Annotated in this window: 20 protein-coding genes; 8 read left to right on the forward strand and 12 right to left on the reverse strand. The window is 70.7% G+C overall.

Features of this window, described 5'->3' with window-relative positions:
- Positions 1–106 precede the first annotated feature (106 nt).
- The 5 genes from AB0D34_RS33025 to AB0D34_RS33045 are packed head-to-tail and all read left to right on the forward strand — an operon-like array spanning position 107 to position 5,616.
- Positions 107–2,800: a nitrate- and nitrite sensing domain-containing protein gene (locus tag AB0D34_RS33025; RefSeq protein WP_362668268.1), complete on the forward strand. Its 2,694-nt coding sequence runs from the start codon at positions 107–109 to the stop codon at positions 2,798–2,800.
- Positions 2,797–3,300 carry a roadblock/LC7 domain-containing protein gene (locus AB0D34_RS33030; protein WP_362668270.1) on the forward strand — a complete coding sequence of 168 codons (504 nt, stop codon included), beginning with the start codon at positions 2,797–2,799 and terminating at the stop codon, positions 3,298–3,300. Before AB0D34_RS33025 ends, AB0D34_RS33030 begins: the two co-directional genes overlap by 4 nt.
- Positions 3,297–3,731 (forward strand): DUF742 domain-containing protein, encoded by a 435-nt coding sequence (locus AB0D34_RS33035; protein WP_362668273.1) that lies wholly within the window; start codon positions 3,297–3,299, stop codon positions 3,729–3,731. The genes AB0D34_RS33030 and AB0D34_RS33035 overlap by 4 nt, the downstream gene beginning before the upstream one ends.
- Positions 3,712–4,338: an ATP/GTP-binding protein gene (locus tag AB0D34_RS33040; RefSeq protein WP_362668275.1), complete on the forward strand. Its 627-nt coding sequence runs from the start codon at positions 3,712–3,714 to the stop codon at positions 4,336–4,338. The genes AB0D34_RS33035 and AB0D34_RS33040 overlap by 20 nt, the downstream gene beginning before the upstream one ends.
- Positions 4,339–4,362: 24 nt before the next feature.
- On the forward strand, positions 4,363–5,616 hold the full coding sequence (locus tag AB0D34_RS33045; RefSeq protein ID WP_362668276.1) for a styrene monooxygenase/indole monooxygenase family protein: 1,254 nt from the start codon (positions 4,363–4,365) through the stop codon (positions 5,614–5,616).
- Here AB0D34_RS33045 and AB0D34_RS33050 read toward each other — a convergent pair.
- The 4 genes from AB0D34_RS33050 to AB0D34_RS33065 form a co-directional block, all read right to left on the reverse strand.
- The gene (locus tag AB0D34_RS33050) at positions 5,565–6,650 is read right to left on the reverse strand and encodes an NlpC/P60 family protein (protein ID WP_362668278.1); all 1,086 of its coding nucleotides are present in this window, start codon (positions 6,648–6,650) and stop codon (positions 5,565–5,567) included. The genes AB0D34_RS33045 and AB0D34_RS33050 overlap by 52 nt on opposite strands.
- 103 nt (positions 6,651–6,753) lie before the next feature.
- On the reverse strand, positions 6,754–7,050 hold the full coding sequence (locus tag AB0D34_RS33055) for a hypothetical protein (protein ID WP_362668280.1): 297 nt from the start codon (positions 7,048–7,050) through the stop codon (positions 6,754–6,756).
- A 10-nt stretch (positions 7,051–7,060) separates the two neighbouring features.
- Positions 7,061–7,708: a TetR/AcrR family transcriptional regulator gene (locus tag AB0D34_RS33060; RefSeq protein WP_362668282.1), complete on the reverse strand. Its 648-nt coding sequence runs from the start codon at positions 7,706–7,708 to the stop codon at positions 7,061–7,063.
- 162 nt (positions 7,709–7,870) lie between these two features.
- Positions 7,871–8,809, reverse strand: coding sequence for a diiron oxygenase (locus AB0D34_RS33065; RefSeq protein WP_362668285.1), 939 nt, complete (start codon positions 8,807–8,809; stop codon positions 7,871–7,873).
- Between the two features lie 90 nt (positions 8,810–8,899).
- On the opposite strand from AB0D34_RS33065, the gene AB0D34_RS33070 reads away from it, so the two are divergent.
- Both AB0D34_RS33070 and AB0D34_RS33075 read left to right on the forward strand, forming a co-directional pair.
- A complete protein-coding gene (locus AB0D34_RS33070; RefSeq protein ID WP_362668287.1) occupies positions 8,900–10,012 on the forward strand; it encodes a ferritin-like domain-containing protein in 1,113 nt (370 codons plus the stop codon).
- A 9-nt stretch (positions 10,013–10,021) separates the two neighbouring features.
- Positions 10,022–10,840, forward strand: a complete 819-nt coding sequence (locus tag AB0D34_RS33075) for a hypothetical protein (protein ID WP_362668289.1) — start codon at positions 10,022–10,024, stop codon at positions 10,838–10,840.
- On the opposite strand, the gene AB0D34_RS33080 is transcribed toward AB0D34_RS33075, so the two are convergent.
- The 7 genes from AB0D34_RS33080 to AB0D34_RS33110 form a co-directional block, all read right to left on the reverse strand.
- Positions 10,837–11,340 (reverse strand): DUF3291 domain-containing protein, encoded by a 504-nt coding sequence (locus tag AB0D34_RS33080; RefSeq protein ID WP_362668291.1) that lies wholly within the window; start codon positions 11,338–11,340, stop codon positions 10,837–10,839. The genes AB0D34_RS33075 and AB0D34_RS33080 overlap by 4 nt on opposite strands.
- A 45-nt stretch (positions 11,341–11,385) precedes the next feature.
- A complete protein-coding gene (locus AB0D34_RS33085; protein ID WP_362668294.1) occupies positions 11,386–12,849 on the reverse strand; it encodes a penicillin-binding protein 2 in 1,464 nt (487 codons plus the stop codon).
- A gap of 29 nt (positions 12,850–12,878) precedes the next feature.
- Positions 12,879–14,228, reverse strand: a complete 1,350-nt coding sequence (locus tag AB0D34_RS33090; RefSeq protein WP_362668296.1) for an FtsW/RodA/SpoVE family cell cycle protein — start codon at positions 14,226–14,228, stop codon at positions 12,879–12,881.
- Positions 14,229–14,280: 52 nt separating this feature from the next.
- Positions 14,281–14,691: an SH3 domain-containing protein gene (locus AB0D34_RS33095; RefSeq protein WP_362668298.1), complete on the reverse strand. Its 411-nt coding sequence runs from the start codon at positions 14,689–14,691 to the stop codon at positions 14,281–14,283.
- 178 nt (positions 14,692–14,869) lie between these two features.
- The gene (locus AB0D34_RS33100) at positions 14,870–16,105 is read right to left on the reverse strand and encodes a HAMP domain-containing sensor histidine kinase (RefSeq protein WP_362668300.1); all 1,236 of its coding nucleotides are present in this window, start codon (positions 16,103–16,105) and stop codon (positions 14,870–14,872) included.
- The gene (locus AB0D34_RS33105; RefSeq protein WP_362668302.1) at positions 16,102–16,827 is read right to left on the reverse strand and encodes a hypothetical protein; all 726 of its coding nucleotides are present in this window, start codon (positions 16,825–16,827) and stop codon (positions 16,102–16,104) included. The genes AB0D34_RS33100 and AB0D34_RS33105 overlap by 4 nt, the downstream gene beginning before the upstream one ends.
- Before the next feature lie 95 nt (positions 16,828–16,922).
- Positions 16,923–17,429, reverse strand: coding sequence for a protein phosphatase (locus tag AB0D34_RS33110; RefSeq protein ID WP_362668305.1), 507 nt, complete (start codon positions 17,427–17,429; stop codon positions 16,923–16,925).
- Between the two features lie 110 nt (positions 17,430–17,539).
- Between AB0D34_RS33110 and AB0D34_RS33115 the strand changes: the two genes are divergently transcribed.
- Entirely contained in the window at positions 17,540–18,343 is an 804-nt protein-coding gene (locus tag AB0D34_RS33115; RefSeq protein ID WP_362668307.1) for a nuclease-related domain-containing protein, read from the forward strand.
- 216 nt (positions 18,344–18,559) lie between these two features.
- Here the strand turns inward: AB0D34_RS33115 and ligD are convergent, their stop codons facing one another.
- Positions 18,560–19,441, reverse strand: coding sequence for a non-homologous end-joining DNA ligase (gene ligD, locus AB0D34_RS33120; protein WP_362668309.1), 882 nt, complete (start codon positions 19,439–19,441; stop codon positions 18,560–18,562).
- Positions 19,442–19,487 lie beyond the last annotated feature (46 nt).

A 19,487-nucleotide genomic window follows, 5' to 3' on the forward strand; every position in this document is an offset into this window, starting at 1 on the left:
GCCCACCGGCGCTGGGAGGGTCGGGAATCTACCCCGGTGTGCACACCAGTTGACGGAGCGTCACCCCGGGCCCATGGGTATCACGAGTTCAGGAATGCGAGCAGCGGTGCAGAAGACGCGGCCTCGTCGCACAGGCAAGCAGACGGCCTCCGGCAAAGGCGCGGAGCGCACACCCGCCACGCCCGGCGCTCCCGAGACCCCCGTCGGCACGGGCCGCCCCACCCATGTCCGCACCCGGCTGATCCTCGCCGTCGCCGTCGTGGCCGCCGCGATCGCCGGGGCCGGGGCCCCCTCCGTCGTCAGCGCCTCCGCGGACCTCCGCGACTCCCAGGACCTGGTGACGCTCGCCGAGCAGACCCAGGACGCCCTCGCCCTCGCCCACTCGCTCGCCGACGAACGCGACGAGGTCACCTCCTACATCGCGGCCGGGCGGCCCAAGTCGAAGGCGCCGACCGAGCAGTCGAGCGCCCGAGTGGACCGCCAGGTCGAGGAACTGCGCACCGACACCGACGTGTCCACGACCCTGCGCGGCGACCTCGACACCGTCGCAGCCGTACGACGCTCCGCGCTCACCGGCAAGAGCACCGCACTCGAAACGCACGACGCCTACTCCGCCGCCATCACCGAACTGCACCGCCTCGCCGAGGAGCTGGCCGAGCGGATGCCGCCCCGCGCGGGCTCCGGCGCCTACTCCCTCGCCGAGCTGGACTCCGCCGTACAGCAGGCCGCCGCCGCCCGCGGCCTGCTGCTCGCCGCCCTGAGCGTGCCGACGACGACCCAGAGCGTCTACGACCCGATCACCGGCCTCACGAGCACCAAGAAGGTCTCCTCGGCGGCCGCCACCAAGCAGCGGGACGCGCTCAGCGCGGCCGCCCAGCAGGCCCGGCTGCGCTCCGACGCGGCCCTCGCCGACTTCCAGGACTCCGCGCCCGCCGCCGCCAAGGCGAGCTACGACTCCACGGTCACCGGCCCCGAGGTCAACTCCGCCGACGAGTACCTCGCGACCCTCACCGACCAGCCCACCCTCACCACCGGCGACCTGGGCACCAGCACCATCAAGGTCGACGACGCCCTCTCCGCCCGCGTCGACCTGATGCGCGGCGCCGAGTCCGCGCTCTTCGAACGCCGGGTCAAGGAACTCGCCCAGCTGCGCGACGACGACGTCACCACGCTGGAACTGCGCGTCGCGATCCTCGGCGCGCTGATGCTGTTGGCCGTCGGTATCGCCACCGCCATGGCCCGCACCCTCACCCGCCCCCTGTCCGTGCTCCGGCGCGGTTCCGCCCGGCTCGCCGGGGCCGAGGACCCCACCACCGAGGAAGCGGTCGTCTTCACCGGCCGCAACGACGAGTTCGCCCAGGTCGTCCGCTCGGTCAACGCCCTGCACGCGCACGCCGTCGCCCTCGCCGAGCGGGTCACCACCCTGGAGTCCGACCGCAAGCACCTGGTCGGCCAGCGGCAGAGGATGGCCGACGCCCGCGAACAGCTCAAGGGCGAACTCGCCGACTCCACCGCACAGTTGCAGCGACTGCGCACCACCATCGGCGCCACCTTCGTCAACCTCGCGCTGCGCACCCTCGGCCTCGTCGAGCGTCAACTCGCCGTCATCGAGGGCCTGGAGGAGCGCGAGCAGGACCCCGAGCGCCTCGCGACCCTCTTCAAGCTCGACCACTTCGCCACGGTCATGCGCCGCCACAGCGAGAACCTCCTCGTCCTGGCCGGCACCGAACACGTGCAGCAGAGCGCGGGGCCCGTCCCGCTCGTCGACGTCGTCCGTGCCGCGGTCAGCGAGATCGAGCGCTACGAGCGCGTCCGCATCGCCGCCCTCCCGCCGCACGCCCATGTGGCCGGCTTCGCCGCGGACGACCTCTCGCACCTGCTGGCCGAACTGATGGAGAACGCCAGCTCGTTCTCCCCGCCCGACCTGCCCGTCGAGGTCTCCGGCTGGCTCCTGGAGAGCGGCGAGGTCATGCTCTCCGTCCAGGACGAGGGCATCGGCATGACCGCCGAGCGGATGACCGCCCTCAACTCGCGCCTCGCCGAGTTCGACCCGGAGGACCCCGAGTCGGCGTACTCCTACGACGACCAGGGCGGCGACGGCCTCGGCCTGGGCCTGTACGTCGTGGCCCGCCTCGCCCACCGGCACGGCGTCCGCGTCCAGCTGCGCGAGCAGAAGCAGGGCGGGGTGGCCGCGGTGGTCGTCCTCCCGAAGCCCCTGCTCACCGCCGCCCCCACGTCCGCCGTACCGACCGCCGACGCCCCGGTGACCGGCGCGGCCCACTCCTTCTCCCTCCCCGGCGCGGACGCGGAGGTCAACTCCAACGTCCTCAGCGGCCGTTCGCAGGGCGGCGACCGCCTGGTGAACCTGGCGGAGAAGGCCGTACGCGACGCGGGGACGGCTCCGAGCGATCACCCGGACCCGGAGACTCCGGCCGAGACGACGATGGAGCTGCTGGCGCCGGTACCGGCACAGCCGGACGAGCCGGACGAACCCGCACCCGAGGCCGAGACGGAACACACCCGTGCCGCCGACGAGCCCCTCACCGACAAGGGCCTCCCCAAGCGCACCCCCAGGATCACCGCACCCACCCCCGCGGCCCCCCGCCAACGCAACGCCTCCGTGGACGCCGAAGCCCTCCGCAGAAGGCTCGGCGGTTTCAGAAGGGGCGCGGAGGCCGGCCACCGCGACGTAGAGGCGGAGATCAAGGAACAGACCGGCGAGACCAGACTGCCGGCCGCAGAACACCGCACCGCATCCGATGAAGCCACGGGGGGCACAGTCGAGGAGGCAAGCAGTTGACCGCGCCCAGTACCTTCGGACTGAGTCGTGAGGCCCGCAATCTCCACTTCCTGCTGACCAACCTGGTGGAGGAGGTCCCCGGCGTCCAGTCCGTCGCCGTGGTCTCCTCCGACGGCCTGCTCCTGCTCTCCTCCGACGCCGAGACCAACGCCCAGGCGCGCGAGGCGAAAGCGGACAAGCCCTCCGGCCCGCGAGGCTCCGCGGCCGACCTCGCGACCATCGTCTCCGGCATCGGCAGCCTCACCCTCGGCGCCGCGAAGCTCATGGACTTCGGCGCCACCAAGCACACCATGATCGCGATGGACGAGGGCAGTCTCTTCGTGATGTCGATCAGCGACGGCTCGCTGCTCGGAGTGCACGGCTCCGCCGACTGCGACATGAGCGTGGTGGCGTACCACATGGCCCTGTTCGTCGGCCGCGCCGGACACGTCCTGACCCCCGAACTCCGCAGCGAGCTACGCCAGTCGCTGGAGAACGAGGGGACGGGGAGCGCCCGATGACGAACCGGCCCGAGCTCCCGGTCCGCGGCAGCGACCGCAAACCCGCCCGCGTCCGCCCGTACTCCCTCACCGGCGGCCGCACCCGCTTCGGCCACGTCCTCCTGGTGGAGACGTTCGTGGCGGCTCTCGAAGCCCCCGAGGAGCGCAAGGAGTTGACTGGGGGCACCGCCCGCGCTATTGGCAGCGGGGGAGGCTTGCTGAAGTCGGTCATGCCCGAGCTCCAGGCCATCGTCGAACTGTGCCGCCGGATGCGCACGGTGGCCGAGATCGCCGCGCTGCTGAAGATGCCGCTCGGCGTGGTCCGCGTGCTCCTCAGCGACCTCGCGGACCAGGGAAAGATCCGTGTGTACGGCACCGGTACCGGTCACGGTACGGGCCGTCCCGACCGCGCTCTGCTGGAAAGGGTGCTGAGTGGACTCCGTCGCCTTTAGGGACCTCGCGTTCGAGGACACCGACGACAACCTCAAGTCCTGGCAGACGGACCGCACCCGGGCCCCCATCGCCACGAAGATAGTCGTGGCCGGCGGCTTCGGCGTCGGCAAGACCACCCTCGTCGGCACCGTCTCGGAGATCGAGCCCCTCCAGACGGAGGCGCTGATGACCGAGGCCAGCGAGCAGGTCGACGACCTCACCGGCACCCCGGAGAAGGTCACCACCACCGTGGCCATGGACTACGGCCGCATCACCCTCGACGACGACCTGGTCCTCTACCTCTTCGGCACGCCGGGCCAGGAGCGGTTCTGGTTCATGTGGGACGACCTGGTGCGCGGCGCGATCGGCGCGGTGGTCCTCGCGGACACCAGACGGCTGAAGGACTGCTTCCCGGCGCTGGACTACTTCGACGGCTGCGGGATGCCGTACGTCGTCGCGGTCAACCACTTCGACGGCAGTGAGCGCTTCGAACCGGAGGACGTGCGGGAGGCGTTGACGATCCCCGCGCACATACCTGTCATGATCATGGACGCGCGGCGGAAGATCTCGGTGATCGAGACACTCCTGTCCCTCGTCGGCCACGCACTGGACGTCACCCCCGAGTAGCCCTGGTTAGGAGCCATCACCCGCATGCGGAAGATACTCGTCGTCGGAGCCGGCCAGTCCGGACTCCAGCTCGCCCTCGGCCTCCAGTCGCACGGGTACGAGGTCACCCTGATGTCCAACCGGACGGCGGACGAGATCCGCACCGGCCGGGTCATGTCGACGCAGTGCATGTTCCACACGGCACTCCAGCACGAGCGCGATCTCCAGCTGAACTTCTGGGAGTCCCAGGCCCCGAAGATCAAGGGACTCGGCGTCTCGGTGGCGGCCCCCGGCTCCTTCGACCCGGGGCCCTCGCAGCGTGCGATCGACTGGCTGGGCACACTCGACGGGTACGCGCAGTCGGTCGACCAGCGCGTGAAGATGGCCGGCTGGATGGAGACGTTCGCCCAGCGCGGCGGCCAGCTCGTCATCCACGGCGCGGCGGTCGGCGACCTCGACTACTTCTCCCGCACGTACGACCTCGTGATGGTCTCGGCGGGCAAGGGCGAGCTGGTGTCGATGTTCGCCCGCGACCCGGAGCGTTCGCCGTACCGCGAGCCGCAGCGGGCCCTCGCCGTCTCCTACGTCCACGGACTGGGCCCGCGCCCCGAGCACCCGGACACCGAGGCCGTCCGCTGCAACCTGGTCCCGGGCGTGGGCGAACTGTTCGTCATGCCGACGCTCACGACCTCCGGCCGGGCCGACATCCTGTTCTGGGAGGGCATACCCGGTGGCCCGCTCGACGTCTTCAACGGCGTGAAGGACCCGGCGGAACACCTCTCCCTGACCCTGGAACTCATGGAGAAGTTCCTCCCCTGGGAGCACGCCCGCGCGAAGGACATCGAACTGACCGACGCGGGCGGGGTGTTGTCCGGCCGCTACGCCCCCACCGTGCGCAACCCCATAGGCCGCCTGCCCGGTGGAGGGCTGGTCCTGGGCGTGGCCGACGTCGTCGTCGCCAACGACCCGATCACCGGGCAGGGCTCCAACTCCGCGTCCAAGTGCGCGGCTTCTTATCTCGCGTCGATCCTGGAGCGAGGGGAGAAGGAGTTCGACGAGGAGTGGATGCGGGGTACGTTCGAGCGGTACTGGGGTACGGCTCAGCACGTCACGAAGTGGACGAACGCGATGCTCGCGCCTCCGCCGGAGCACATCCTGAACCTGATCGGCGCGGCGGGGCAGTTGCAGCCGGTGGCGGATCGGTTCGCCAACGCGTTTGACGATCCTGCCGACTTCGAGAACTTCTTCTATGAGCCGGAGAAGACGGGGGCGTACCTCGCTTCGGTGGCGGGCGGCTGATCCGGACGTACGGCTCCGAGGATCGGGTGGGACGCGATCGGGGACACTCTGACTTTCTCGCCCGTTCTTGGAGCCTCGATGACCTCTCCCCTCCCCGCGTACATCGCCACGTGAGTCGCCTCCTGGAAGTAGATCACCAGGTCACCCGGGCGTAGTTCCTCCAACGGAACCCTCGGTAGCTGCGCCCACTGCTCCTCGCTCGTCCTCGGGATCGGGGCCCCCGCGTGCGCCCACGCCTCCGACGTCAGGCCCGAGCAGTCGTACGTCCTCGGGCCCTCCGCGCCCCACTCGTACGGCTTCCCCAGCTGCTGTCGGGCGTACCGCAGGGCCTTCTCGCCCGCCCGCGACGGCTCCCGTTCGCCCTCACCCAGGGCACCCGAGGCGGTCAGCTCTTCCTGTGCCTTCTCGACCCCCTTCTTCTCGAACTCGGCCAGTCTGGTGAGCTGTTCGGCGGTGAGGGAGGCGAGGAGTCCTTCCACGTCGTGGAGCTTCTTCCGTACGCCGTCCCGGTCCTTCTTCTGCCGCGCCGCGAGGGTGAGTTGGTCGTCGAGCGCCTTGCGGGCCTTGCGGGCGAGTGCGTCGGCGCGGTGTTCGTTGCCGGTCATACGGCCGACCGTCTTGGCGCGCTCCCTCGCCAACCGGCCGATCACACGTCCCTGGTCGAGCGCGTGCTCGGGGTCGCGGGCCAGCAGGAGACGGACGTACGGCGAGATGTCCGTGACGTTCTGGTATTGCTGCCGGGCCAGCCGTCCCGCGGCACCCCGGCTGTCGTGGAGGGAGAGCCGGGCCCTGGAGAGTTCGGCGTCCAGGCGGGTCACCTCGGCGCGCTTGGCCTTCAGCCTCTCCGCGGTGGCGTTGTACGTCTCGGTGGCCTCCTCGGCCTCCCGGTACAGCCGCTGAAGGTCCGTCAGCACATCAGCCACGGAACGCTCACGCGGCTCCGGCTCGGGTACGGCCGCCGCGGGCAGCGGTGCGAGGACGGTGCCGGCCGCCACGGCCGCCGTACACACCAGACGCAGAAGCCTTCCTGACACGTCATCACCTCCGGTGCGGGACAGCCCCTCTGTTCCGCACGGCGAGCATCAGACGTCGCCCGGGATTTCGCGCGCCGGGTGTGGGCGGTTCGGCGCAACCTCGTCACCCGTCGGTGGTGTCCCGCTTGTCGACCGGCCTGTCGGGCTTGGACCAGGGCCACTTCAGCCCACTGTCCGCCTTCCCCTCGGGGTCGTACGCGTACTTCCACCCCTTCTGGATCCCGAGCTTGGTGTGCCCCCTCGGCACGCGGCGGTACACCAGCACGGTGGGCGGGCCGTCGGCCGTGTCGGGGACGGGGATGCGGTACGTCTTCGGCGGGTGACCCGTCGGTCCCAGCAGCACGGGCAGCACACGGCCGTCCATGGGGCCGCCCTCGAAGGGGGTGTCTTCGCTCTTCACGGGACCAGTCTCAGCCATCCGCCGCGAGGGCCGTGACCAGCGCGGCGGTCTGCGGGTCGCGGTTCGCGGTGACGGAGAGCACGGCGACGAACTGCTCGACCAGCCAGTCGCGCAGTTCCTCCACGGGGGGCTGCTTGCCCTCGTCGAGCCAGATCAGCGAGGCCGCCTCCACCGCCGTGATCCACATCCGTACGGTCATGCGCAGCCGCAGACCGGGTTCGGTGACCGCGATATGGCTGAGGATGTGCGCGGCGGCGGCCCGGCGTACGCCGTCCACGATGGCGGTGGTCCGGGACGTCTCGACCACGCTGCCACCCTGCAGCAGGGCGCTGAAACCGGCGTCGTGCTCGTCGACGAAGGCGAGGTAGCGGTCGAGGGCGCGGGCCAGCCGGGTGAGGAGGGGCCCCTCCCGGGGTTCGTCGAAGCACTGCTCCAGCTCTTCGGCTGCGGAGCGGAGGGCTGCCTCGTAGAGCTGCTGCTTGCCGCCGGGGAAGTACCGGTACACGAGGGGACGGGAGACTCCGGCCGCTTCCGCCACGTCGTCGAGGGAGACGTCCTCGGGGACGCGGTGCGCGAAGAGTCCGAGAGCGGCCTCAAGAAGCTGACTGCGGCGCTCCTCGACGCTGAGGCGACGATAGGCGGGCGCGGATGGGGTCATGCCTCGCAGGGTAGTCGGCCGTCCGCGGGAGCGTCGTGGCTGGTCGCGCCCCGCGGCGGAGCCGCTGATGTCACAGCCCCGCGCCCCTTGAGTAGGTCCAGCTGAGGTCTTTCAGGGGCGCGGGGAACTGCGCGACCGGCTCCCACCGGCCGGCAGCCGAAATCAAGCCAGCAGCCCCGATGACCGCCACAACCGACGCCCGACACCCCGAAGCACACCAATGTCGTCCAAGAAGTCGGTCAGCCGCCGAGCCCCGGTCTGCATCACTTCGCGCCGATGCCCACTCGCCTTCACCTGCGCAAGAGCCTCCCGCTGGTCAAGGCCCACGTTCGTGTACACCTCCGGATTCACGAACGCCACCGAGAACACCCGCGCGAACTCCCCGGACGTGACCCGCGTGAACTCCTGCGACCACCGCGGAGCGCACACCATCTGCCGCCGCAGCTCCTCGCGGGCGTACCGCACATGACGTGCCTCCTCCACCACATGGATCCGCGTCACCCCCCGGATCAACGGCTGCACCCGCTCGTCCGGAAACGTCAGCCGCTGCATCCAGTCGAGCACCTCCTCACCCAGCAGCGTCGCCGTGAAGGATCCCGGAGTCGTGGAGATCGTCTTGAACAGCCGCCCCAGCTGCTGGTGCGCCCGGCTCACCGGATACCAGGGCGTCCCGCCCCGTGAGATCAGCCGCGCGAACATCTTGGAGTGTCGGCACTCGTCCTCGATCTCGGTGAGCGCGTACCGCACATGCGCGCTCGTGGCCGCCTTGTCGTAGATATGACGGCACAGCAGCTGCATGAGGATGATCTCGAACCAGATCCCCAGCGAGGCCAGCGCCGCGGCCTCGTGCTGCGAGAGCAACAGCCGCTGCTCCTCGCTCATCCGGCGCCACATCGGGGTGTCGTACAGGGACACCAGTTCCGGCGGCCAGAACCACAGGCCCTCCTCGAAGGGCGCGTCCCAGTCCAGTTCCTCGTCCGGGTCGAAGGAGTGCTTCCTGGAGGAGTCGAGCAGCCGCTCGGCGACCTGCTCCCGGTCCTTGAGCAGACCGAGCGCGTCACGCAGCCCTGCGAGCGCGTCGACTTCTGTCAGACTCGTCATGGCACTTATGAGACTGCTTGTCAGCAAGGCCGTCAATCCCTCGCGCACGACTTGTTGACCCGGCGTCTACGAAGAGGCAGCCTGCGGAACATGCCGACTTTCGACCTGTACACCACGGACCCCGGGGACCCCCACTGGCAGGTACCGGCGACGGGCAAGGCCCGTTTCGCCTGGGAGTACGACGACGGCCGCGACCGCCTGCTCGCCCTCTACCAGAAGGGCAAGGACAAGCAGTGGGACGGGCAGACCCGCATCGACTGGGACCTCGAAGTCGATCCGTACGACCCCCTCGGCACCCCCGACGAGTCCATCTCCCTCTACGGCACCAAGTACTGGGCGAAGTTCACGGAGAAGGACAAGGGCGAGCTCCGCAGGCACCTCGCCTCCTGGCAGTTCAGCCAGTTCCTGCACGGCGAGCAGGGCGCGATGGTGTGCGCGGCGCGGATCGTCGAGTCCGTGCCCGACCTCGACGCCAAGTTCTACTCGGCGACCCAGACCATGGACGAGGCCCGGCACGCGGAGATCTACGGCCGGTTCCTGCACGAGAAGATCGGGATGCTGTACCCGATCAACGACAACCTCCAGTCCCTCCTCGGCGACACGCTCAGGGACTCCCGCTGGGACATGCCCTACCTCGGCATGCAGGTCCTCATCGAGGGCCTCGCGCTGGCCGCGTTCGGCATGATCCGCGACACCACCGACAAGCCGCTGCCCAAGCAGATCCTCGCGTACGTCATGCAGGACGAGGCCCGCCATGTGGCCTTCGGGCGGATGGCGCTGCGCGACTACTACAAGCAGCTCTCCGACGCCGAACTGCGCGAACGCGAGGAGTTCGTCATCGAGGGCTGCTACCTGATGCGCGACCGGCTGCGCGGGGTCGAGGTCCTGGAGAACTTCGGCATCCCCAGGGCGGAGGCCGAGCAGTACAGCGAGCAGTCCGAATTCCTCGCCCTCTTCCGCCAGTTGCTCTTCTCCCGGATCGTGCCCTGCGTCAAGGACATCGGCCTGTGGGGCAAACGCCTCCAGCAGGCCTACGTCGACATGGGCGTCTTCGAGATGGGCAACTCCAACCTCGACCTCCTCATGGCCCAGGACGAGGAGATCGCCGAGAAACTGGACGCGGAGCGCTTCGCTGCGGAGGAGCGGGAGCGGGTCGCGGAGGTGGCGGGGGCCATCGAGGCGGGGGCCGCCGACCCACAGTAATGTTCTGACGTGTCCACGCCTCAGCCGCCCCAGAGTCCCTACGGGGCGCAGAATCCCTACGCGCCCCAGAACCCCTACCTTCAGCCACAGCCCCCGCAGGCCCCGTATCCCTCAGGCCCGTACGGGCAGCCGCAGCCGCAGCCGCAGCAGCCCTACGTCTACGGCGGCTGGGGTGCGCCCCCGATGGCCCCGCCGCCGAAGCGGCGGCTCGGGCGGGTGTTCACGATCGTCGGCGTGGTCGCGCTGGCCGTCGTGGGATACGCGGTGCTCCAGACGGCGGCGAAGAACACCGGTTACCCGGCAGCCGAGTACACCCTCTCCCTGCCCAAGACCCTGCTCAGCGGCCGGTACGAACTCGCCCGGGACTACTCCGACTCCGAGGGTCAGAAGATCGTGGACGCGTCGGGCGGCTACTCGGACGCCAAGGTCGACGGGGCCGCGGTCGCGCAGTACAGCCTGGCCGGCAATCCGACGGAGGGCTCGCTCGTCGTGTCGGGCATGTACGGGCGGTTCAAGGAACCCGATGTGTCGCGGAACCACATGATGAAGGGCGCGGGTGAGGGCGCCAAGGTCGCCCTGGCACCGCAGGACTTCCATCCGGACGGCTCCGAGGGTGTCACCGTCACCTGCGAGGTCCTCACCAAGACGCAGGCCGGCACCGACATGACGGTCCCCGTCTGCGCCTGGACGGACGCCAACACGGGCGCGTCGGTCGGTGAGCTCAGGACCTCCACGATGACCCAGGACCCGTCGGACGTGGACCTGGAGAAGCTGGCGGCGACGACTCTCCTGATCCGCTCGGAGATGCGCAAGCCGATCGGAGGTTAGACCGAGCAGCCCAGATCGTCCGGCACCGCCAACGGCACCGGCTCCGCCCCCTGCGCAGGGAACGGCGTCCGCAGCGTGAACGCGTACGGCGTGGGCCCGTTCGTGCGCAGGTGCAGCAGACGGGCTTCCGCCTCGGCGACCGTGGGGCGGTGCCCGGCCGGGACCCACCACATGGCCACCATCGCCTCCTGGACCCGTTCGAAGAACTCCCTGCGGCGGGCCAGCATCTCGCGGTGCCGGCCCTGGTACATGTACGCCGTCAGCGCGTTGGTGTCCCGCCACACCGACATGTTGATGATCAGCCACTCGTCGCCGAACACGGCCACGTCCGTCGCGTCGCCCGACTCGCCCTCCAGCCGCCACACGAAACCGTCGGCGGCGTCCGCGTCGGCGTTCACGGGGTCGAGGTTGTCGACGAAGTCCTTCAACTGGGCCGAGTCCAAGGGGGCTTTGAGTCGGCCGATGTTCACCTGGGCGAGTTCGTAAGCGGCTGAATTCATGTACCGAACGTTAGGTAGGGCAGGCGGTCGCCTTCAACCCCCGTCTCACTCCTTGGAGTTGAGCACCGCCTCCATCACCGCCCGCGCGATCGGCGCCGCCACCCCGCCCCCGGTGATGTCCCCCCGGTCCGCCGAGGCGTCCTCCACCACCACGGCCACCGCGACCTTGGGCTCCATGTCCCGCTCGCCCTGCGCCCAGGACACGAACCACGCGTACGGCGTCCCGGCGTTGCCGACGCCGTGCTGGGCCGTCCCGGTCTTGCCGCCCACGACCGCGCCGGGGATGGCCGCGTTGGTGCCGGTGCCCTCCGTGACCACCTGGGCCATGAGCTCCTTCAACTGTGCGGCCGTCGACGGATGCATCGCCTGCCGCACCGGACGCGAACCCGCGGTCCCCACGGTGGCGCCGCCGTCGGTCGTCGTCCGCTCCACCAGGTACGGCGTCCGGATCTGACCGCCGTTGGCAACGGCCGCCGAGACCATCGCCATCTGGAGCGGAGTCGCTCGGGTGTTGTACTGGCCGATCGACGACAGGGCAAGCTGCGCCTTGTCCACGGTCGGGTCGAAGGTGGACCGGGCCACCGAGAAGGGGATCCGCAGCGAGTAGTCGTTGAAGCCGAAGGCGTGCGCGGTGGCCGTCATGTCACCCACCCCCACCCGCACGCCGAGCTTCGCGAACACCGTGTTGCACGACCACCTGAACGCCTCCCGCAGCGAGAGGTCCTCGCAGCCGTCCGACTCGTTGGACAGCGAGGTCCGGGTGCCGGGCAGGGTGTACGGCGCCGGTGAGTCCGTCGGCGCGTCCACGTCCGTGACCACCCCCGCGTCCAGCGCGGCCGCCGCGGTGACCACCTTGAACGTCGAACCCGGCGGATAGGTCTGCCGTACCGCCCGGTTGAGCATCGGCTTGTCCACGTCCTCGTTGAGCCGCGCCCAGGAACGGCCCACCCCCCGGTCGTTCCCGGACAGCACCGCCGGGTCGTACGACGGGGACGACACCAGCGCCAGGATCCGCCCCGTCGACGGCTCCACCGCCGCCACCGCGCCCTTGCGTCCGGCCAGGCCGTGGAAGGCCGCCTTCTGCGCCGCCCTGTCGATCGTGGTGACGACGTCCCCGCCCGGGTTGCGCCGCCGCGTGAAGTCGTTCCACAGCGGGAACGGCGTCAGCAGCGGGTCCGAGCCGGACAGGACGCCGTCCTCGGCGTGCTCCAGGAAGGTCGTGCCGTACTCCTGGGAGGCGAAGCCGGTGACCGGCGCGTACAACGGCCCGTCGGTGTACGTCCGTTCGTAGCGCAGCTGCTCCCCGGTGTCCCGGGATCCGGTGACCGGCCGCCCGCCGACCAGGATGTCCCCGCGCTGCAGGCCGTAACGGGCGATGTTCTCGCGGCGGTTGGCCGGGTTCTCGTCATGGGTGCGGGCCTGGAAGACCTGCACCCGGATGGCGTTGACGAGCAGGGCCGTCAGCAGCAGCGCGCAGAAGCAGGCGGCGTGGCGGATGTAACGCGTCATGCGGGGGGCCTGCAGGGGGGCCTGGTCCATCAGGAGACCTCCGGTTCGCGGGCCGAGTCGCTGACCCGGATCAGCAGGGCCACGATCGCCCAGTTGGTGACCACCGACGAGCCGCCCTGGGCGAGGAACGGCATCGCCATGCCCGTGAGCGGGATCAGCCCGCCGACCCCGCCCGCGATCACGAACACCTGGAGCGCCACGATCGAGGCGAGCCCGGTCGCCAGCAGTCGCCCGAACGGGTCGCGCAGGGCGAGGCCCGCCCGGTAGCCGCGCTCCACCAGCAGGCCGTACAGCAAAAAGATCGCGGACAGGCCCGCCAGGCCCAGCTCCTCGCCGGCCGTCGCCAGGATGAAGTCGGACTTGGCGGCGAAGCCGATCAGGATCGAGTGCCCGAGCCCGAGCCCGGTGCCGAGGACCCCGCCCGCCGCGAAGGCGAACAGGGACTGCGCGAGCTGGTTGGGGCCCTGGCCCGCCTCGATCGACGCGAAGGGGTGCAGCCAGTCCTCCACCCGGCTGTGGACGTGCGGTTCCAGCCCGCCCACGGCGAAGGCGCCGACGGTGGCCAGCAGCAGCCCCAGCGCGATCCAGCCGGTGAGCCCGGTGGCGACGTAAAGCAGGACGACGAACAGCCCGAAGAACAGCAGCGAGGTGCCGAGGTCCCGCTCCAGGACCAGCACCCCGACGCTGATCAGCCAGATGGCGAGGAGGGGGCCGAGGACCCGCCCGGTGGGCAGTTGCAGTCCCCAGAACCGGCGGCCCGCGAACGCCAGCGCGTTGCGGTTGGTGGCCAGGTACGCGGCGAAGAACACCGCGAGCAGCACCTTCGCGAACTCGCCCGGCTGGATGGAGAACCCGGCGATCCGGATCCAGATGCGGGCGCCGTTCACGGAGGGGAAGAGGATCGGGAGGGTCAGCAGGACCAGCGCGGCGGCCACGCAGACGTAGGCGTACCGCTGGAGCACGCGGTGGTCGCGCAGCGCCAGTACGACCACGATGAACAGGGCCACCCCGACCGTGGACCACACCAGCTGGGCGGGGGCGGCGCGGTCGCCGGGTGTCTCCAGGTCGAGCCGGTAGATCAGGACGAGGCCGAGGCCGTTGAGCAGCACGGCGATCGGCAGGAGGAGCGGATCGGCGCAGGGTGCCCGCCACCGCACCGCCCCGTGCGCGAGGAGCGCGAGCACGCCGAGCCCGGCGCCGTAACCGGCGGCGCCGGGCGGGAGGGTGCCGTTCTTGGCGAGGCCGACAGCGCAGTAGCCGTACACGCAGAGCAGGACGGCGAGGACGATGAGGGCCAGTTCGATGCCACGGCGCCCGGGCAGGCGTCCCGCGGGAGCGGGGGCGTCCGCGGGGGCCACGGTGGTTCCGGCCTTGGTCATGTCCGGAACCTACCCAAATAGGGCGGGATGTCTGCCTGGCTCGCGCGAGATGTCAGCACCAGCGTGGCGTGGTCCCGATGTCCCTGATGTACCGGGCCGAGCCCCAGGCCCAGGTGCCGTCCGTGAGGAGGTACCAGTTGGAGTTGCCCTGGATGTTCTGCCCCCTGGTCTTGCAGAAGATCGTGACGACCTCACCCCGGGCGGCCCACCGGATGATCTGCCCGCCCCGGTTCGGCGCGCTGCGCAGCGCGAGCGCACTGGCCGTCACCACGCCCTTGTACAGCCGCGCGTTCTGGTTGTTCTGACCCTGGTTCGGGTTCTGGCTCTGGTTCTGGTTCTGCTGGTTCCCCCAGGTGCCGCTGGAGTCCTCCCAGTCGTCGCCGGCGACGGCAGGCGTGGCGAGCGCCGCGACAGCGAGAGCACCGGCGGCGACGGCTATGGAGAAACGGGAGCGCAGAGACATGGGGACACCTCCGTGAGCGGGGTACAAACCTGACTATTCGCCACGTTAGGAGGCGGGTGAGAAGGCCGCCTTTCAAACTGGGCCATAGGAGAACGCCCCTTCAGGGGCGCGGGGCTGTATCGATATGCGGCTCCGCCGCGTGGGCGCGAGAGGCCCCACCGGGCTGTCAGCCGCCCAACTACCGCAACACCAACGTCGCGACCGCCCCACCATCCACCGCATTGGAAAACGAAAGCCGAGCCCCCAGAACCTCCGCCTGCCCCACCGCAATGGTGAGCCCGAGCCCATGCCCCCGAGCCCCGCCCTCCGTACGAAACCGCTGCGGCCCGTGGTCCACGAGATACCCCGGAAACCCCTCTCCGCGGTCCCGAACAGTCACCACCGTCCCGTCAACCGTCACAGACACCGGCCCCCGCCCATGCCGATGCGCATTGGCCACCAGATTCCCCAACACTCGCTCCAACCGCCGCCGATCCGTCTCCACGGCGACATCCCGCACCACGACCACCTCGGTGTCCGTCCCCGACGCCCGCACCACCCGCTCGGCCACAGCGGCCAAGCGTTCCGTGTCCAGCTCGACCGTCTCCCGTCCCGTGTCCAGCCGGGAGATCTCCAGCAGATCCTCCGTCAGCGTCCGCAAGGCCCCGACCCGATCCCGCACCAGCTCCGTCGGCCGCCCCGGCGGCAACAGCTCGGCCGCCGCGTGCAGCCCCGTCAACGGCGTACGCAACTCGTGCGCGACATCCGCCGTGAACCGCTGCTCACTCAGCAGCTTCCCCTGCAACGACCCCGCCATGGAGTCCAGCGCGGCGGCCACCGCGGCCACCTCGTCCTGGGGCCGGCTCGGATCCTTCGTACGAGGGTCGTCCACCCGTGCGTCCAGGTCACCCCCGCTGATCCGCCGGGCCACCCGGGCGGTCGTGTCCAACCGCCTGGTCACCCGGGTGACCGCGAACGCCCCCACCAGCAGCGTCGCCGTGATCGCCAGCGCCGACGACCACAGGATCGCCCGGTCGAGCCCCTCGATCGTCCGCGCGCCCTGCGAGTAGTCGACCTCCACCGCGAGGGCCCGCTTCCCGTCCACCGGTCCCGCCGCCCACATGGTGGGGCGCCCGCGGTGCTCGCCGACCATCGTGCCGCGGTCCCCGGCGACCGCCAGCGCCCGCAGCGACCGGGGCAGGTCCGGTGGGTCCACGCCGGCGTCCCACATCAGGGTGTCGCCGGCCTCGTACGCCCCGGTCGCGTCCTTCAGCCGGCTCAGCGCCAGGTCACGGGCCTCGCCGACGGTCTGGTTGGTCACCGAGACATGCACGAGCACGCCGAGCAGTGCGGCCAGGGCGCAGCACATCACGGTGATGAAGACGGCGGCCTTCACGGCGAGGGTGCCGGACCACCGGGGGAGCGCGAGCCTCATCGCGTACTCGCGGAGGGACTGGGCGAGCCACTGGCCACGCCGGTGTTCTTGCCCGTCCGGAGCATCTCGTCGTGGGTGAGGAGCATCGCCTTCTGCTCCGGATCCCAGGTCCACTGCAGCCGGTACTCGTACCCGGCCACCTCGGACGGCGAGCGGATGATCACCGACCGCCCGGCCAGCTCGACCCCGCTGACCGCGTCCTCCCAGTGCATGACCTGCACGAGCCGGTGCTTCTCGACGGTGTAGACGCGTACGGCGGTGATGTTGCCGGGCAGCTGGAGGAAGCCCAGCGTCAGGTCGTCGTGTCCGTCGCCGGTGAGGTCGCGGTAGTAGGGCTGCAGGACCGGGCACTCGTGCCGGGCCGCACCGCTCTGGTCGCAGTCCGCCATGAGCCGGGCCGTGCGGTCGTAGCCGCCCGCGGTGTAGTCGCCCGGGTCCGACTTGATCTCGGCGCGGACGACCGCGACCGGATCCACCGCGCGGATGTCGTCGTCGGGTACGGCGACGCCCTTGACGACCTGCGTGTCCACCTCGTCGATCGTGAAGGCCGGGCTGGAGGCCGGCGTCAGCTGCGGCCACAGCCGGTCGGGGCTGATCGCGGTCGGTGTGGAGCCCGCGCCGACCAGGTCGCCCGCATCGCCGCAGCCCGCCGCGGCCGTCAGCAGCAGGGCGACGGCGGCGACGGCGCGGGTCGTACGGCGTGCGCTGCGGGCGGGTGGCACTGTGCTCCTGGTGTCGGGGCCGGTGGGCGTACGTCGGCCCCGTACAGGTTATTCGTGCGGAAGTCGTCCTTGCGTTCCGGCGGGTCCAGGCGGGCCTACTCGGTCAGCTCCTCCAGCAGCCGGGCCGTCGAGAGACCGGTCCGGAGGTACTCCACGAACAGCTCGTTGTGCAGGGCCCACGGCGAGCGCCGCCCCCGGATCAGCCGGATCGCCTCGTCGGTGGCGTGCCCCCGGCGGACCAGGGCGTGCGCGACGACCAGGCCCGAGCGGTTGTAGCCGTGGTAACAGCGGACGAGGACCGTGCGGCCCTCGTCCAGTGCGTCGCTCGCGGCTCGCGCGAGGCGTATCACCCCCGCGAGCTGGGTTCCGTCCAGCGGGCCGTCCGGAATCGGCCACACATGGTGCTCGACACCGGGATCGGGACCGTGCCCCGGCAGCCGCAGCAGCGTCTGCACGACGTCGAACTCGTCCCGTACGACGGCGAACTCCCGTTGCCCGGAAACGCCCTGGAACTCGTGCCCGCCCATCCACAGCCCGGGCACGATCTCGTCCCACGCTCTGTCCGGAGCCGGTACATCGGGTTGCTTCCTACGGGTCCGCAACAGCGCCTCCCCAAGCCCCTGCGCCAAGCCCTGCAACTCACCCCAAAGGTAACCGGCTTCTTGCCTGCGCAGCACCCCGCCTGTTCCCATGGTCGGTGGGGTGATGGTGCATGAGCGGACTGCGCGTCGTACCGACCTGGCGCCATGGTCAGGAGCGGCTGTACGTCTGCCTCACGGATGGCAGGAACATCGCCTGGTACGACCGTGAGGCGGCCCGGATCAATCTGTTGAGCGAGGACCGCGAGGAGGACGTGCTCACCGTTCTCGGACCCTTCCTCACCGGTCCGGTGGCCGTGGGCCCGCCACCGGTGCCGACACCCGCCGAACTGGCCCGGCTCTCCCTCCACCCGGACGACGACCTCGCCCCCAACCGGCCCGGCGAGGCCCTCCAGATCGCCCTGGACCGGGAACCGGGCCCGCCGCACCGGTTGCGCCGCGACCCCCGCCGCCGCGCGCTGGAGGCCGAGCAGACCGTCGGCGAGGCCCTGGACCGCCTGGACGGCGCGGGCTGGCACACCCTGCACTCCGTACCGCTGCCCGGCGGCGACCGCGTCCACCATCTGGTGATCGGCCCCGGCGGACTGTTCGCCGTGCACGCGCTGTACGCCCGCAAGCAGAAGGTCACGGTCTCCGACCCCATGGTCGCCCTGGGCCGCCGCGACCCCCACCCCCTCCTGCGCCGCGTCCGCGCCGACGCCGACCGCGCCTCCTACGCCCTGACCGCCGAGGTCCACCCGGTCCTGGCCCTGGTCGCCCCCACGGCCATCTCCGTCACCCTCCCACCCCGCGAGGTCCGAGTCCTCAGGGAAACGGACCTCGAAGGCCTCGCCCGCCTCGGCGGCGTGCTCAAGCCGGCGGACGTGGAGGCCCTGCACGCGATGGCACGGGACCGGCACACCTGGTCGAGGGTCTGACACGGGGTCCGCGCCGGCGATACGCGGCTTCCGGTCTGGGGTGGTGCGGGGGCGGTGAGCGGTTCGTCGTGGTGCGTGAGGTGGTGAGCGGTGTGTGGTGGCGCCGGTGACTGCAACTCCCCAGGGGCGCGGGGAACTGCGCGACCAGCCCCCACCAACCCGCACCCGCCCGACAACCTGACCCACCCCCCCATGACGCGCAGCCCCCCCGGCCCGTCAGGGAATCCGCCCCGCCCGCCCCGGCTCAAGCAGCGGAGCCAGCAGATCACCGTAGTCCTGCAGCCGAGGCCCCATGTCCCCGGCCACGAAGGCCAACCGCTCTGGCACCGCACACTCCGCGACCTCCCCCCACGTCACCGGCGCCGACACCAGCGGTCGGGCCCGGGCCCGCAGGGTGTAGGGCGTCGCCGTCGTCTTGCGGCCGGCGTTCTGGCTCCAGTCGACGAAGACCTTCCCGGGGCGCAGACTTCGGGTCATCCGGTGCAGGGCCAGCCGTGGCATCGCCCGCTCCGCCTCCACGGCGAGCTGCTTGGCGTACTCCGACACCTGGTCCGACGACGCTCCCCGCACCGCGGCCAGCAGATGCAGCCCCTTGGACCCTGCGGTCTTCGGATACGCCTCGACACCGTCCGCCGCCAGCCGTTCGCGCAGCCAGAGGGCCACCTCGCAGCACTCCACGATCGTGGCGGGCGCCCCCGGGTCGAGGTCGAATACCAGCCGGTCGGCCTCCTCGGGGTCCCCGACCAGCCACTGGTGGGTGTGGAACTCGGTGACCAGGTTCGCGGCCCACATCAGGCTCGCGAGGTCCTGCACCAGCACCATCCGGGCCGGCCCCTCGGACCGCGGCACCTCCGCGGTGGTGACCCAGTCGGGCGTACCCGGCGGAACGTTCTTGGCGAAGAACACCTGGCCCTCGGGGCCGTCCGGATAGCGCAGGAAGGAGACGGCACGGTCACGCAGATGGGGGAGCAGGGCCTCGGCCGTCGTGGCGTAGTAGTGCAGCATCTCGCCCTTGGTGAAGCCGGTGGCCGGATACAGCACCTTCTCCAGATTGCTGAGCGCGAGCCGCCGCCCCTCCACCTCTGTGATCGGCGTCATACGATGAGAATCTCACGCAAAATATGAGAAAAGGGCGTAAATACAC

Source organism: Streptomyces sp. NPDC048420, assembly GCF_040651535.1.
Taxonomy (GTDB): Bacteria; Actinomycetota; Actinomycetes; order Streptomycetales; family Streptomycetaceae; genus Streptomyces.